The sequence below is a fragment of the Nonomuraea zeae genome (assembly GCF_005889725.1).
In the GTDB taxonomy this organism is placed as follows: Bacteria; Actinomycetota; Actinomycetes; order Streptosporangiales; family Streptosporangiaceae; genus Nonomuraea; species Nonomuraea zeae.
In genome coordinates this window covers 1-15,149 of sequence record NZ_VCKX01000068.1, presented here as the reverse complement: position 1 = coordinate 15,149, position 15,149 = coordinate 1, and the positions used below count along the sequence as shown (strand labels likewise).

The following is a 15,149-nucleotide window of genomic DNA, read 5'->3' as shown; positions in this document are numbered from 1 at the left end:
GGGAGAGAAGCGTGGCGGTCACCGACGCGGCCATCGACAAGATCAAGCAGATGATCGTCTCCGGCGAGCTGGCTCCCGGAGACCGGCTGCCGAAGGAGGCCGACCTCGCCGAGCGGCTCGGCCTGTCACGCAATTCGCTGCGCGAAGCCGTGCGCGCGCTGTCCCTGATCAACGTCCTGGACGTGCGGCAGGGCGACGGCACGTACGTCACCAGCCTTGAGCCGCGCCTGCTGCTCGACACCATGTCGTTCGTGCTCGACCTGCACCGCGACGACACGGTCATCCAGTTCTTCGAGGTCCGGCGCATCCTGGAGCCCGCGGCCACCGCGCTGGCGACCGAGCTGATGAGCGAGGCCGACATCGAGGAGCTGCGGGTGATCCTGGAGTCGCTGCCCGACCGCCCCACGGTCGAGGAGCTGGTGGCCAACGACCTGAAGTTCCACCAGCGGATCGCGCAGGGGTCGGGCAACAGCGTGCTGTGCTCGTTCATCGAGAGCCTCTCCGGCCCGACCACCCGGGCCAGGATCTGGCGGGGGCTCACGCAGGAGGGCGCGATGGAGAAGACGCGGGAGCAGCACACCGCGATCTACGAGGCCATCGCCGCCCGCCAGGCCGACGTGGCTCGGTCCTGGGCGACCGTGCACGTGGCGGGCGTGGAGTCGTGGCTGCGCACGGCACTGGAGCTGGACTGACCGGCCTCACCAGGGATGGACGCCGCCCAGCTCGCTGAGGAAGACACCGCTCGGGCCGTCGTCCGGCACGGTGGCCAGGCGGGCGACGTGCGCGCCGCCCTCGTCGGCGCTCAGCACCCCGCGGTGGCCGTTGAGGTCGGTGGCGCAGAATCCGGGTGACACCGCGTTCACCTTGATCGAGGTGTCGCGCAGCTCGGTCGCGTACATGAGGGTCACGGCGTTCAGCGCGGCCTTGGAGGAGTTGTAGCCGAGCAGCGTCACGTAGGGGAGCAGGTCGGGGTCCGGTTCCGTGAGGAAGCCGACCGTGCCCAGGCCGCTCGACACGTTCGCGATGCGGCCCGCGGCGGATCTGCGCAGCAGCGGCAGCATGGCGTTGGTCACGGCGACGACGCCGAGCACGTTCGTCTCGTAGACCGCGCGCAGGTCCTCGACGGGCAGCTCGCTCGGCTTGCGCTGCCAGTCGCGGGTGATCGCGGCGTTGTTGACGAGGACGTCCAACCGGCCGCACTCCTGGTCGATGCGGGCGGCGGCGGCCCGTACGGTGGCGAGGTCGGTGACGTCCAGGTGGACGAAGCGGGCGTCCAGCCCCTCCGCCGCCAGCGCCGCGGCGGCCTTCGCGCCGCGTTCGGCGTCGCGGGCCCCGATGAAGACGACATTTCCCGCCTGGCCGAGCACGCGGGCGGTGGCGTACCCGATGCCCTTGTTGGCACCGGTGACGAGCACGATCTGCTGTTCTGTCATGCCCTCAGCCTCCGCCGGGCCGGCCGGCGGCGGGAGAGACCCGCCGAGCCTCGGACCGGCAGTCCCTGGTTACGCCGCGTGGGGCCAGGCATGCTGGAGAGATGGACAGGGTCAACAGGGTGGAGCTCGCGGGGTTCCTGCGCAGCCGCCGCGAGCTGGTCCGGCCCGCCGACGTGGGCCTGGAGAGCGGCAAGCGCCGCCGCACCCCCGGGCTGCGGCGCGAGGAGGTCGCCCGGCTGGCCGGCATGTCCGTCGACTACTACGCCCGCCTGGAGCAGGCCAGGGGGCCGCGGCCGTCGCGGCAGGTGCTAAGCGCGATCGCCAGGGCGCTGCAGCTGTCGGACGACGAGCGGTCCCACCTGCACTACCTGACCGGCGAGCCGCCCGGCCCACCGCCCGGCCCGCCGCAGGACGTGCGCGCCGGGGTGCTGCACCTGCTCGACCGGCTCGACGACACGCCCGCCTTCGTGGTGGACGCCAAGTACGACGTCCTGGCCTGGAACCCGCTGGCGGCGGCGCTGCTCACGGACTTCTCCGCGCTGCCGCCGGACGAGCGCAACTTCATCTGGCGCTTCTTCACCGACCCGGCGGCCAAGGACCGCCACGACCCCGAGGGCTCGTGGAGCTTCGCCAGGGAGTCGGTGGCCGACCTGCGGGCCGCCTCGGCCCGCTACCCGGACGACCCGGGCATCCGCCGGCTGGTCGAGCGGCTGCTGGCCGCCAGCGCGGAGTTCGCCGAGCTGTGGGCCGGGCACGACGTGACCGTGCGGAGGTCGGCGCGCAAGCGGCTCAAGCACCCGTCCGTGGGATGGCTGGAGCTCGACTGCGAGACGCTGCACGTGCCCGAGGGCGACCAGACCGTGGTGCTCTACACCGCCGCGCCCGGCTCCCCGTCGTACGAGGCGCTGCGGCTGCTGAAGGTCATCGGGACCCAGGACCTCCGCCACTCGCCGCAGTCTTGACCGAACGCTGGGTAGAACCGATGTCGTGTCCGACAAACTGGCGCGATACCGGAGCAAGCGCGACGCACAACGTACCCCTGAGCCCGTCCCCGGCTCCCCTCCCCCTTCCTCCGACGGCAACGCGTTCGTCATCCAGGAGCACCACGCGCGGTCGCTGCACTGGGACCTGCGGCTGGAGCGCGACGGCGTCCTGGTGTCCTGGGCCGTCCCCAAGGGCCTGCCCGCCGACCCCGGCACCAACCACCTCGCCGTGCACACCGAGGACCATCCGATGGAGTACCTCACCTTCCACGGCGAGATCCCCCAGGGCGAGTACGGCGGAGGCAGCATGACCGTCTGGGACACCGGCACGTACGAGACGGAGAAATGGTCCGATCGCGAGGTCAAGTTCGTCCTGCGCGGCAGGCGGGCCTCCGGCCGGTTCGTGCTGTTCCAGACCCGGGGCAAGAACTGGATGATCCACCGCATGGACGCCCCGGCCCGCGACCCGTTCCCGCCGCTCGACCCCATGCTCCCGGCGGAACGCGCGAAGCCGCCGCGCGACGCCTCGGCCTACGCCTTCGAGTTCGCGTGGGGCGGGCGGCGCCTCCTGGTGCCCGTCGAGGGGGGCCGCACGAGCGCCGCCCGCGAGCACCCGTGGCTGCGGGAGCTGGCGGAGTCCTTCGGCAGCCGCACGGCGATGCTGGACGGGGAGCTGGTCACGCTCGGCGGCGCGGAGATCCTCGTCTTCTACGACCTGCTGTACGACGACGGCCATGCGCTGACCGGCGAGCCCTACAGCGTCCGGAGGGCCGCGCTGGAGGCGCTCGGTCTGGACGGCGGCCACTGGCAGACCGCGCCCTCGTGGCCAGGGGAGGCGGACGCGGTGCGGCGCGCGGCGCGCGATCAGGGGCTGCCCGGAGTGGTCGCCAAGCGGCTGGACTCGGTCTACGAGGGCGGGCGGTCGAAGTCGTGGCTGTTCATCCCGTCCTGAGCCGCCGCGAACCTAGGGGCAGACCGCGAACGGCTGCACGCCGGGCAGGTGGCGGGCCCATTCGCCGGCGGTGAGCGCACGGCCGGCGCGTGCGCACAACGCCGCGGCCACGGCCGGCTCGGCCACGTCGTGCACGCGCACCGTGCCGTCGGGGGTGACGGTGTGGAGCTCGGTGCCGTCCGCCGAGAACGCCACCCACCCGTTGCCGCCGCCGTCCAGCGCCTGCTTGCCGTCGAAGACGACGCCCAGCGGTTGCCGGCTCCGCACGTCCCAGAGCCGCACGCGCGCGCCCTGCTCGTACGTCGCGATCGTGCGCCCGTCAGGCGACCAGGCCAGCATGGTGACCTCGCTGCCCGCCGACAGGGAGAACTCGGCGATCCGGGTCCTGACGTCACCGTCCCACAAGGTGAGCCGGTCAGGCCCGGCGAAGGCCACCCGGCGGCCGTCCGGGCTGAAGGCGAAAGCACCGTCGAGCTGCCCGGCCCCCGGCGCGAGAGGGCGGACTGCGCCCTTCGCCGGATCGATGAGCTGGAGCGGGCCCCCGGCCGCCAGCAGCCGTCCATCGGCACGGAAGGCCAGGTCGGTCGCGCCGGCCCCGGTCACGGCCCGCCGGGAGCCGCTCGCCAGGTCCCACAGCTCGACGTGGCCGGGCCGTCCTTCACGCGAGACGGCCAGCGTGCGCCCGTCGGGGCTGAACGCCACCGCCTGCGGGCTCTGCCCGGGCTCGCCGGTCAGCTCGAGCCGGGCCGACACCCGGCGTCCGGCCACGTCCACGATGCGGACCGTGCTGCCCGCGGCCAGGGCCAGCCGCCGGCCGTCGGCGCTGAAGGCTGCCGTCGCCATGCCGTCCGGTCTCTCGATCGGTGCCATCAGCGGGCGGCCCGTCACCGCGTCCCTGACGTGTATCCGGTAGTCCCAGATCGCGGCCAGCACCCGCGCGGAAGGGTCCAGCCAGACGTCCCCGATCTGCGCGCCGTTCATCGACGGGTCGAACACCGTCGAGACGTCCTCGGTGAGGACCGCGCCGTGCTCGGTGAGGTAGCGGACGGCCCGGCCGTCGAGGTCGAAGCGAAGCCGCTCGACGGAGGCGGGCAGAGCCCGCTCGTACACCGCCTCGAAGCCGGAGCGCAGCCGTAACCTCAGCGCGTCCTGCCCGCCCCAGTCCGCGATGAACCGGTCGCCGAAGGCGAAGCCCGCCTCCGTGCCCACGTCGCCGTCCTGGCCCATCACCTCGTCGCCGGCCGGCAGCTCGAACACCCGCAGCCTGCTCTGCGCGGCCGAGGTCAGGATCTCGGTGGTCACCAGCATCCTGCCGTCGTCGCTGAAAGCGGCCGCGCTGACGGCGCCCTTGTCCTGCTCGATCGGCGGGAGGGGGGTCTTCCTGCCGCTGCGCAGATCCCACAGCTCCGCGCCCGCCCCCTTCACGACGAAGCCGTAGCGGCCGTCCCGGCTGATCGCGTTGACTGCGGCGCCCGAGGGCGCGGTGAGCTGCTTGCGCGTGGCGACGTCCCACCAGCCGGGCAGGACGGTCTTCGCGTCGGGGATGGCCAGGTAGTGCCCGGAGCTGTCGAAGCTCAGCACGCCGCGGTCGGTCCGCTCCTCGGTCGGGCGCGGGATGCGCTCGCCGAGCGGCCGGCCGGTGCGCGTGTCCCACAGCCGTACCCCTTCCACGTCCAGGAGGGCCAGGGTGTGCCCGTCGGGGGCGAGCGCGACGTCGTGGACGTCCTCGCCCACCCCGGACACCGTGCCGATCCGCCGGCGGCCGGGAACGTCCCAGATCCTCGCCGTCCCGCCGCCCACGGACACCAGGATGCGCCCGTCCCCGCTGAGCGTCTGCACGGTGTCGGCCGTGTAGCCGGGGTCGCTGAAGACGGAGGTCGTGGCCTGCGAGAGCGAGTCGTAGAGCGCGCCCCTTGTCTCGGGCAGCCCCGGGCTCAGCCGCCAGCCGGCCACGCTCAGCAGCTTCGCGACCTGGGGATCGCTCTGCCGCAGGTCCGCGGCGCGCAGCGCGAGCGAGCGCGCCAGCGCGTCGTCGCGCTGCCGGTTCGACTCCCTGCGCAGGTACTCCGCGGTGCCGAGCCCGCCGAGCGCGGCCACGAGCAGCACGGCGAGAGCCGCCGCGACCAGGCGGCGTCTCCGCGCCCTGGTACGGGACTGGCCGGCCGCCGCGTCGAGGAACGCGCGTTCGCGCCGCCCCAGCGTGAGGTCCTTCCGGGCGGTGGCCGCCCACTGCAGGGTCCGGTCCAGCGCCGAGCCGTGCATCAGGTCGGCCGGCTTCCTCCCGTGCTCCTCCCACAGCACGGCCGCGTCGGCCAGCCGCCGGTGGACGGGCAGCCCGTCCCGGTTGCTCGCCACCCACTCCCGCAACCGGGGCCAGGCGTGCAGCAGGCCCGGGGCGGCCAGCTCGTAGCCGGCATCGGTCCGGGTGATCAGGCCCGCGCCGCCGAACACGGTGAGCATCGCGTCCGCCGCCGGGGTGTCCGGCAGCTCCTCCAGGCCCACCGGCCGCAGGTCCTCGCCGTCGATCATCCGCAGGAACACCTCGGGCACGCTCGCCCGCTCGGCCTCGCTCAGCTCCCCGTACAGCTCCTCGGCCACCGTCCCCAGGTCAGGCTGGGGGCGGCCCGCCAGCGCGCCCGCCTGCGTGCCGCCGCGTACCAGCAGATCCGCGCGCTCGCCGCCGGGCGGCGCCGCGCCCTCGCCGCCGAGCAGCCGCCACAGCACCTCGGCGGCGGACGGCCGGTTCGCCGGGTCACGGGCCAGCGCCGCGGCCACCAGCCCCGCCAGCGGCTCAGCCAGCCCGCCCACCTGCGGCGTGAAGTCCAGCACCCGCGCTATCACCGCGGCCGGCTCGCCCGCCTCGATCACGTCGGCGCCCCGGGCCGCGAACAGCACCACCATCGCCCACGCCCACAGATCGGCCGCCGCGCCGGCGCCCCGTCCCTCGAACACCTCGGGCGGCATGTACCCGGGCGTGCCCACCAGCGGCCCGCTCGTCGTCGGCCCCACCTCACGGGCCACCCCGAAATCGATCACCCGCGGCCCGTCCGGCCCCATGATGATGTTGTCCGGCTTCAGATCGCGATGCACGATTCCGGCCTGGTGGATGGCCGTCAGCGCGGTCGCCACCCCGATCGCCAGCCGGCGCAGCGCGTCCTGCTCGTACGGCCCCGACTCCGCCACCACCTGCCGCAGGCTCGGCCCCGGCACGAACTCGCTGACGATGTACTGCGGCGCCGTCTCGACCTGCGCCTCGATCACCCTGGCGGTGCAGAACGAGGCCACCCGCCGGGCCGCCGCCACCTCCTTGGCCAGCCGGGCCCGCGACTCGGCGCCGTCGAACCTGGGCACCTTGACCGCGACCCGCTCGCCCGCCTCGCCGTAGGCGTCGTAGACGACCCCCTGGCCACCCGCGCCCAGCCGACCGGCCAGCCAGTAACGACCTAAACGCCGCGGGTCCGCAGGAGTGAGAGGGGCCATCAAATGTGCCATTCTGATCGACATCTCCGGCCAGAGGAAGCACCCGAGTGGCGTTTCGCACGCTCAAAGCGGCCAGGCGCTGCGGGCGGGGCCGTCACCCGCCGGGGCAGTCGCTGTCTCCCCCGCTGAACTCGGCGCAGTAGCCCGAGGGCAGCGGCGGCGGCGGACGGCGCGACTCGGCCTGGCGCTCAGCCCGGTACAGGCCGGCCAGGACGAGGCCGACGCACACCGTCGCGACCAGGCCGAAGATCCAGGCGCGTACGACCCTGCCGGTGAAGGCGCAGATGCCGGCAGCGAGGATCGGCACGACCGTGAAGATCACCGCGGCCGCGGTCACCCAGGCGTCCATCTCCGCACGGTTGCCCGCAGGAGACCCGAGACCGGCGACCAGCGACTGCCAGAGGCACAGCGGAACCCCGAAGAACCAGATGATCGCCAGGATGCCCAGGGTCATCCCGCTCGCGCCACCTGGCTTCGTGTCCATCGTCCTCACGATGGCCACCCAAGCACACCCGCTACCTCGTCTCCGGCAGCAGCCCCTCCTCCGCCAGCTCCGCCCACAGCGCGTCCGGGACCGGGGACGACCAGAGGGCGGCGTTCGCGGTGACCTCCTGCGGCGCGCGGGCGCCCAGGACGATCGTGGCGACCGCCGGGTGGCGCAGGGGGAAGGCCATGGCCGCCTGGGGCAGCGTGACGCCGTGGCGCTCGCACGTCCTGGCGATCCTCCTGGCCTTCTCCACCAGCGGGGTAGGGGCCGGCTGGTAGTCGTACGTGCCCGAGGGCTCGTGGGTGGCGAGGAGGCCGCTGTTGAAGACGCCCGCCGCCAGCACCCTGACCCCGCGCTCCGCGCACGCCTCCAGCAGGGGCAGTCCCGACTGGTCGAGCAGGGTGTAGCGGCCCGCGAGCATGACGACGTCGATGCCGGTCTCCTGGACGAAACGCAGCGGCGCCTGCCACTGGTTCATCCCCACGCCGATCGCCTTGACCACGCCCTCGGCCCGCAGCTCGGCCAGCGCCGGATACGCCTGGGCGATGGCCTGGTCCACGTGGTCGTCGGGGTCGTGGATGAGGGCGATGTCGATGGCGGGCAGCGCGAGCCTGGCCAGGGACTCCTCCAGCGACCTGCGCACGCCGTCACCGGTGAAGTCCCACTTTCGGACGAGGTCGGCGGACACGTCGAAGCCCTGGTCGTCGCGCCGGCCCTGGGACGGCGCGGGCACCAGCAGGCGGCCGACCTTCGTGGACAGGATGTAACCCGAGCGGCCGGCCAGCGCCGCGCCGAGCCGCCGCTCCGAGAGGCCGAGCCCGTAGTGGGGTGCGGTGTCGTACAGGCGCACCCCGCTCTGCCACGCGGCCTCCACCGTGGCCAGGGCCTGTTCGTCCGAGACCGGCTCGAAGAGGTTCCCGAGCGGCGCGCCGCCGAAGCCGTGGCGCGGCAGCGCCCCATCGCCTTCCATCAATCTTGTGCCTTTCCGCCCGCGATCCGGCTGATCATCAGCGCGATCAGGATGATGGCCCCGTAGATCACCGGCTGCCAGAAGCCGGAGACGCCGATGAGCGTCAGGATGTTCTGGACCAGGCCGATCACCAGCACGCCGGTCAGCGCGCCGAGGATCGTGCCCTTGCCGCCGTCCATGCTCACGCCGCCGATGACGGCCGCGGCGAACACCATGAAGATCCACCCGACGCCCTGGTTGTTGCCGATCGCGCCGAGGCGGCCGGTCTCCAGGATGCCGGCCAGCGCGGCCAGCGTTCCGCCGAGGATGAACACGCCGTACAGGACCCGATCCACCCGGATGCCCGCGGCGCGGGCGGCGTCGGTGTTGCCGCCGATCGCGTAGAGCGAGCGGCCGAGCCGGAGATAGCCGAGCCCGAAGATGCCCGCGGCGAACAGCACGCCGGCGATCCAGATGGCCGCGGGCAGGCCGAGCCACATGGCGCTGCCCAGGTAGAGGATCGAGTCGGGGAGCTGGAACAGCGTCTTGCCCTCGGTCGGGCCTTGCAGGAAGCCGTGCACGATGATCAGCATGGCCAGCGTGACGATGAACGCCGACAGCTGGAACCGGATGATCAGGAAGCCGTTGAACGCCCCGATGGCCGCGCCGATCAGCAGCGCGAACGGGATCACCAGCAGGCCCGGCAGCTCGATCCCGAACCCGCCCGCCGAGACCGGGATGACCAGCATCACCGCGATGGCCGGGGCCGTGCCCACGGTCGACTCCAGCGAGAGGTCGAACTTGCCGGCGATCAGGATCATCGCCTCCGCCAGCACGAGGAGCGAGATCGCCGCCTGCTGCTGGAGCACGTTCGTCAGGTTGCCGGCCGTCAGGAAGGTCGGATCCAGGAACGCGCCCACGACGAGCAGGAGCAGGATCACCGGCACCAGCGTCAGGTCACGGAACCTGGCCAGCCGCACCCGGGGGGCCGGCGCAGTCAAAGTGGTCAATCTTCTATGCCTTCCATCACGGCCACGAGCTCGTGGTCGGTCCACCCACGCGGCACGTCCTTCACGACCCTGCCGTGGAACATCACCAGCACCCTGTCGCAGATGCGCAGATCGTCCAGCTCGTCGGAGACCACCACGGCCCCCGCTCCCCGCTCGACCGCGTCCTCGACGGCGCCGAGCAGGGCCTGCTTGGCCTTGACGTCGACGCCTGCGGTCGGGTTGATCACCACCAGCACCGTCGGGTCGTCCACGAGCGCCCGCGCGAAGACCACCTTCTGCGCGTTCCCCCCGGACAGGTCGCCGACGGGCTGATCAGGTCCTTCCGTCTTGATGTCCAGATCTTTGATCATCTGTACGGCCTTGGCGCGCCGCCTGACCGGCGACACCACCCCGTACCGGCCCAGCTTGCGAGCGATGGGGAACGTGGAGTTCTCCCCCACGGACAGCAGCGGCGCGAACCCCTCGTGGTGGCGGTCTTCGGGCACGAACCCGAGGCCCGCCTTCATGGCCGAGGGCACGTCGCCGGGGCGTACGCGGGTGCCGTTGACCGTGACCGTGCCCGAGTCGGCCCTGCGCAGCCCGACCAGGGTCTCGGCCAGGCCGACCTTGCCGCTGCTCGCGGATCCGGCCAGGCCGACGACCTCGCCGGAGCGCACCGAGAGGTCCACGTCGTGGTACCGGCCGCTCAGCGAGAGGCCCTCGCCGGTCAGCACCACCGTCTCGGCGGGCGTGCGGGCGCGGAACTCGTACGCCTCGGTGGCCTCTCCCGTCATGGCGGCGACCAGCTCGTCGTGCGGGAGGTCGGCGACCGGCCGCGTGACGATGTGCCGGGCGTCACGGAAGACCGTCACGCTCTGGCAGATCTCGTAGACCTCGTCGAGGTGGTGGGAGATGTACATCATGGTGACGCCCTGCTCGCGCAGCGAGCGCATGCGGGCGAACAGCCGCTCGATGGCCGGCCCGTCGAGCCTGGCGGTGGGCTCGTCGAGGATGATGAACCTGGCCCCGAAGGACAGCGCGCGGGCGATCTCCACGAGCTGGCGCTGCTCGACGCTCAGATCCCCGGCGAGGGCCTGCGCGTCGACGTCCACCTCGTACGTGTTCAGCAGCTCGCGTGCCCTGGCCCGCAGCCCGCGCCAGTTGATCATGCTGCCCGCGGCGGACTGGCGGTTGAGGAAGAGGTTCTCCGCGACCGTCAGCGCCGGGATGATCGTGGACTTCTGGTAGACGCAGGCGACGCGCTGCCGCCAGGCGTCGCGGTCGGCGAGGGCGGGCGCCGCCTCTCCCGAGAACAGCACCTCGCCCTCGTCGGGCCGCTGGAGCCCGGTGAGGATCGACACCAGGGTGGACTTCCCGGCACCGTTCCTGCCGACGAGCGCGTGGGTCTCGCCCTCGACGATCTCGATCTTCGCGCCGTTGAGGGCGGTGGTCGGGCCGAAGCGCTTTACGACATTTCGGGCTTCAACGTGATTTTTCATCACTTGACCTGGTTACCCCAGAGGCTCTTGTCGTCCACATTGTCCTTCGTCACCAGCGGCGCGGGGAGCTGGTCCTCCAGGCCGTTGGGGAGCTGGATGATCGTGCTGTCGTGGTCCGTCGGCCCCGGCTTGAACGTCTTGCCGTCCGCCGCCGCCTTGGCGTAGAAGAGCGCGTACTTGGCATAGAGGTCGGCCGGCTGGGACACCGTGGCGTCGATGTCGCCCTTGCGGATCGCCTCGAACTCCTGCGGGATCCCGTCGTTGGAGATCACGAAGACGTGCTTGGCGTCGGTGGGCGGGACGAGCAGGCCCTTCTGCTTGAGCACCTGCAGCGTCGGCGCCAGGTGGACGCCGCCCGCGTGCATGTAGATCCCCTTGATGTCCGGGTTCTGCTCCAGGCGGGTCTGCAGCATGGACGCGGCCTTGCTGCCCTCCCACTCCGTCGGCTCGCTGAACACGGTGATCCCGGGGAACTTCGTCTTCATGCACTCCGAGAACGCCTCGGACCGGTCGCGGCCGTTGATCGAGCTGAGCGCGCCCTGGAGCTGGACGACCTTGCCCTTGCCGCCGAGCTTCTCGCCGAGGAACTCGCAGGCCTTGGTCCCGTACGCCCGGTTGTCGGCGCGTACGACCATGTAGACCTTGCCCTTGTCGGGGCGGGTGTCGACGGTCACGACGGGGATCTTCTTGTTCTCGAGCTGCTGCAGGGTGTTGGCGACGGCGCCGGTGTCCTGCGGGGCCATGACGATCACCTTGGCGCCCTGGCCGATCAGCGCCTGCACGTTGTTGACCAGCTTGGCCACGTCGTTCTGCGAGTTCGTGGCGGGCATGAGGTCCACCTTGAGCTCGCCGGCCATCTGCGGAACGTACTTGATGTAGGAGTTCCAGAAGTCGGAGTCGGCGCGGGGATGGTCGATGCCGACCTTCCCGCCGCCGCCTCCTCCTTCCGCCGTGGTGCCTGAGCCACACGCGGTCACGACCGCCAACAGGGCCGCGACCGCGACCGCCGGTCCGAGCTTCATTGGGGGGTACCTTCCTTAGTGCCTTCGTGCAGGCCTTGGTCAGTGCTTGGTGCCTTCGTACGGTCCGTTGTCCGTGCGGGGTGCCCTCGTACGGGCCTTAGTTGGATGGGCCTTAGTTGGATGGGCGGAGCCGAAGCCCCTGCATACCGCCGTCGACCGCGAGCGCGGTCCCGGTGGTCGCGCCGGCCTCGGGGCCGGCGAGATAGGCGATCGCCGCGGCGACCTCCTCCGCGCTGACCAGGCGGCCCATCGGCTGCCTGGCGTTGAGCGCCGCTCGCTCCGCCTCGGGGTCCGGGGCCGAGTCGAGCAGCCGGCCGACCCACGGGGTGTCGGCGGTGCCCGGGTTGACGCAGTTGACCCGGATCCCCTCGCGAATGTGGTCCGCGGCCATGGCGAGCGTCAGCGACAGCACCGCGCCCTTGGTCGCGCTGTAGAGCGCCCGCTGCGGCAGCCCGGCGGTGGCCGCGATCGAGCAGGTGTTGACGATCGAGGCGTGCTCGGACCTCCTGAGGTACGGCAGCGCAGCCCGCGCGACCCGGACCATGCCGAGCACGTTGACGTCGAACACCTTGTGCCACTCGCTGTCCGGGTTGTCCTCGATGGTGCCCTGTGCTCCGATGCCGGCGTTGTTGACGAGCACGTCGATGCCGCCCAGGCGTTCGGCGGCCTCGGCGACCGCCGCGCGCACGCCGGCGTCGTCGGTGACGTCCGCCTTGATCCCGATGAACGGCTCGCCGGGCGGGTTGAGGTCGAGACAGGCGACCTTCATGCCGCGTTCGGCGAGCAGGGTGGCCGTGGCCAGGCCGATGCCGGCCCCGCCTCCGGTCACGATCGCTTTGAGGCTCACGCGTCCCTCCAGACCTCGCCGCCGGGGAACGTATGGGCGGCGATCGACTCTGCATGCATCTCCGCGCTGAAGCCCGGCGCGGACGGGGCGGCGTAGCGGCCGTTCGTGATGACGACCGGGTCCACGAAGTGCTCGTGGAGGTGGTCGACGTACTCGATCACGCGGTTCTCCATGGAGCCCGTGACCGCCACGTAATCGAACATCGACAGGTGCTGCACCAGCTCGCACAGCCCGACGCCACCCGCGTGGGGGCACACCGGGACGCCGAACTTGGCCGCGAGCAGCAAGATCGCGAGGTTCTCGTTGACCCCGCCGACGCGAGCCGAGTCGATCTGCAGGTAGGAGATCGCCTCGGCCTGCAGGAGCTGCTTGAACACGATGCGGTTCTGTACGTGCTCACCGGTGGCCACCGGGACGGGGTCGATGCCCCTGGCGATGGCGGCGTGGCCGAGCACGTCGTCGGGGCTGGTCGGCTCCTCCACCCAGTGCGGCCTGAACTCGCGCAGCGCGTTGATCCACTCGATGGCCGAGCCGACGTCCCAGCGCTGGTTGGCGTCGATCGCGATCGGGTAGTCGGGCCCGCACACCTCGCGGGCCACCCTGAAGCGGCGCCTGTCGTCCTCCAGGTCGGCGCCGACCTTGAGCTTGATCTGGCCGAACCCCTGGTCGAGCGCCTCCTTGCAGAGCCGCCGCAGCTTCTCGTCGTCGTAGCCGAGCCATCCCGGGGAGGTGGTGTAGGCGGGGTAGCCGCTCTCGATCAGCCGCTCGATCCGCTCCTCCTTCCCTTGCTCGGCGTTCTTCAGGATCTGAAGAGCCTGCTCCGGCGTCAGCGCGTCGCTGAGGTAGCGGAAGTCGATGAGGCCGACGATCTCCTCGGGGGACATCTCGGACAGCAACCGCCACAACGGCTTGCCCGCCCGCTTGGCCTTGAGGTCCCACAGGGCGTTGACCACGGCGGAGATCGCCATGTGCATGACGCCCTTCTCCGGCCCCAGCCACCGCAGCTGCGAGTCGTTGACCATGTCCTTGTACAGGGCGCCGAGGTCCTCGACGTCCTTGCCGAGCACGTACGGCTCCAGCGCGCTGATGGCCGTGGTCTGGATGTCGTTGCCACGCCCGATCGTGAACGCGAACCCGTGCCCCTCGAACCCGTCGTCCGTCCTGAGCACGACGTAGGCGGCGGAGTAGTCGGGATCGGGATTCATCGCATCGGAGCCGTCGAGCTCCCGCGAGGTCGGGAACCGCACGTCATGCGTCTCCAACCCCACGATCCGGTACGTCAGCGCCGCCGGCACACCCGCCCCACCGTCCGAGACCGCCGTCACGGCCGCCTCGGAGTCTGGGACGGCCGCTGTCCCCGCCTGACCATCTGGGACTGCCGTCATGCCTGCCCCACCGTCTGGCGCTGCCGGCCCAGCCCCTCGATCTCCAGCTCCACCACGTCTCCCCCACGCAGGTACGGCTGCCCGGGCATGCCCATGGCGACCCCTGCGGGCGTACCAGTGTTGATCACGTCACCGGGCTCCAGCACCATGAACTGGCTCAGATACCGCACGATCTCGGCCACGTCGAAGATCATGTTCTTGGTATCGCCGTCCTGGCGCAGCTCGCCGTTCACCCAGAGGCGCAGCGGCAGGCTCTGCGGGTCGCCCACCTCGTCCGCCGTCACCAGCCAGGGGCCGAGCGGATTGAACGTCTCGCAGGACTTGCCCTTGTCCCACTGCCCGCCGCGTTCGAGCTGGAACTCCCGCTCGGAGACGTCATTGGAGATCGCGTATCCGGCGATCACCGCCAGCGCCTCCTCCCGGCCGGCCAGGTAGCGAGCCTCCTGACCGATGACGATGGCCAGCTCCACCTCCCAGTCGGTCTTCACGCTGCCCTTCGGGACGAGCACCTCGTCGTACGGACCGACCATGGTGTTGGCGGCCTTCATGAACACGACCGGCTCGGCCGGCACGTCCGCACCGGACTCGGCGGCGTGGTCGCTGTAGTTGAGCCCGATGCAAACGATCTTCCCCGGACGCGCGATCGGGGCCCCGATCCGCAGCCCTTCGCCGTCGACGACGGGCAGATCACCGCGCTCCAGCGCGTCGCGGACGCGCGCCACTCCCCCGGAAGCGAGGAAAGCCCCATCGATCTCGGGCTCTCCGATGTCGCGCAGGTTACCGGCGGCATCCAACACCACCGGCCGCTCCTGACCGACAGGTCCTACTCGCAGCAGCTTCACACCGCATCCTTCATCTATACATCGGATGTCTTCCTCCCGATGCTGGTGCGGCCAGGTGGAGCATGTCAAGGGTGCGAGCCTGGATACATCCGATCCGTGACCTCGAAAGACGCCATGACGGGATTCCGACTTCACCTTGAGGAGGCCATGGCTGCCTGTGAAGCGATTTAACCGATCCGACGACTACGTTCACACGCCCGAAATTTCACCTCCCCAAACATCGGAGGTAAACCGTCAACCCAGCTCACCGCAGAGGAGCGACCACCCCACCAGCCCCACCC

The 15,149-nt window shown here is 71.4% G+C and carries 13 protein-coding genes; 3 read left to right on the top strand and 10 right to left on the bottom strand.

Annotated features, from left to right (window positions below; all coding sequences use genetic code 11):
• Positions 1 to 11: 11 nt before the first annotated feature.
• Positions 12 to 692 (top strand): FadR/GntR family transcriptional regulator, encoded by a 681-nt coding sequence (locus ETD85_RS22455; RefSeq protein WP_138691731.1) that lies wholly within the window; start codon positions 12 to 14, stop codon positions 690 to 692.
• A gap of 6 nt (positions 693 to 698) precedes the next feature.
• Here ETD85_RS22455 and ETD85_RS22450 read toward each other — a convergent pair whose 3' ends face one another.
• Complete coding sequence (locus ETD85_RS22450) at positions 699 to 1,433, bottom strand: SDR family oxidoreductase (protein ID WP_138691730.1); 735 nt, start codon at positions 1,431 to 1,433, stop codon at positions 699 to 701.
• Positions 1,434 to 1,534: 101 nt separating this feature from the next.
• On the opposite strand from ETD85_RS22450, the gene ETD85_RS22445 reads away from it, so the two are divergent.
• Entirely contained in the window at positions 1,535 to 2,395 is an 861-nt protein-coding gene (locus tag ETD85_RS22445; protein ID WP_138691729.1) for a helix-turn-helix transcriptional regulator, read from the top strand.
• Positions 2,396 to 2,420: 25 nt separating this feature from the next.
• On the top strand, positions 2,421 to 3,368 hold the full coding sequence (locus ETD85_RS22440; RefSeq protein WP_138691728.1) for a DNA polymerase ligase N-terminal domain-containing protein: 948 nt from the start codon (positions 2,421 to 2,423) through the stop codon (positions 3,366 to 3,368).
• Between the two features lie 12 nt (positions 3,369 to 3,380).
• On the opposite strand, the gene ETD85_RS22435 is transcribed toward ETD85_RS22440, so the two are convergent.
• The 9 genes from ETD85_RS22435 to ETD85_RS22395 form a co-directional block, all read right to left on the bottom strand.
• The gene (locus tag ETD85_RS22435) at positions 3,381 to 6,848 is read right to left on the bottom strand and encodes a WD40 repeat domain-containing serine/threonine protein kinase (RefSeq protein ID WP_240779307.1); all 3,468 of its coding nucleotides are present in this window, start codon (positions 6,846 to 6,848) and stop codon (positions 3,381 to 3,383) included.
• 94 nt (positions 6,849 to 6,942) lie between these two features.
• Complete coding sequence (locus tag ETD85_RS22430; protein ID WP_138691726.1) at positions 6,943 to 7,332, bottom strand: DUF6234 family protein; 390 nt, start codon at positions 7,330 to 7,332, stop codon at positions 6,943 to 6,945.
• A 31-nt stretch (positions 7,333 to 7,363) separates the two neighbouring features.
• A complete protein-coding gene (locus tag ETD85_RS22425) occupies positions 7,364 to 8,305 on the bottom strand; it encodes an aldo/keto reductase (protein ID WP_138691725.1) in 942 nt (313 codons plus the stop codon).
• Positions 8,305 to 9,294, bottom strand: coding sequence for an ABC transporter permease (locus tag ETD85_RS22420; RefSeq protein ID WP_240779305.1), 990 nt, complete (start codon positions 9,292 to 9,294; stop codon positions 8,305 to 8,307). Before ETD85_RS22420 ends, ETD85_RS22425 begins: the two co-directional genes overlap by 1 nt.
• Positions 9,291 to 10,772 (bottom strand): sugar ABC transporter ATP-binding protein, encoded by a 1,482-nt coding sequence (locus tag ETD85_RS22415; protein WP_138691724.1) that lies wholly within the window; start codon positions 10,770 to 10,772, stop codon positions 9,291 to 9,293. The genes ETD85_RS22420 and ETD85_RS22415 overlap by 4 nt, the downstream gene beginning before the upstream one ends.
• The gene (locus ETD85_RS22410) at positions 10,772 to 11,794 is read right to left on the bottom strand and encodes a sugar ABC transporter substrate-binding protein (RefSeq protein ID WP_138691723.1); all 1,023 of its coding nucleotides are present in this window, start codon (positions 11,792 to 11,794) and stop codon (positions 10,772 to 10,774) included. The genes ETD85_RS22415 and ETD85_RS22410 overlap by 1 nt, the downstream gene beginning before the upstream one ends.
• Before the next feature lie 112 nt (positions 11,795 to 11,906).
• On the bottom strand, positions 11,907 to 12,641 hold the full coding sequence (locus ETD85_RS22405) for an SDR family NAD(P)-dependent oxidoreductase (RefSeq protein ID WP_240779304.1): 735 nt from the start codon (positions 12,639 to 12,641) through the stop codon (positions 11,907 to 11,909).
• On the bottom strand, positions 12,638 to 14,026 hold the full coding sequence (locus ETD85_RS22400) for an L-fuconate dehydratase (protein WP_240779303.1): 1,389 nt from the start codon (positions 14,024 to 14,026) through the stop codon (positions 12,638 to 12,640). The genes ETD85_RS22405 and ETD85_RS22400 overlap by 4 nt, the downstream gene beginning before the upstream one ends.
• A complete protein-coding gene (locus ETD85_RS22395; protein WP_276617252.1) occupies positions 14,023 to 14,826 on the bottom strand; it encodes a fumarylacetoacetate hydrolase family protein in 804 nt (267 codons plus the stop codon). The genes ETD85_RS22400 and ETD85_RS22395 overlap by 4 nt, the downstream gene beginning before the upstream one ends.
• Between the last annotated feature and the right edge of the window lie 323 nt (positions 14,827 to 15,149).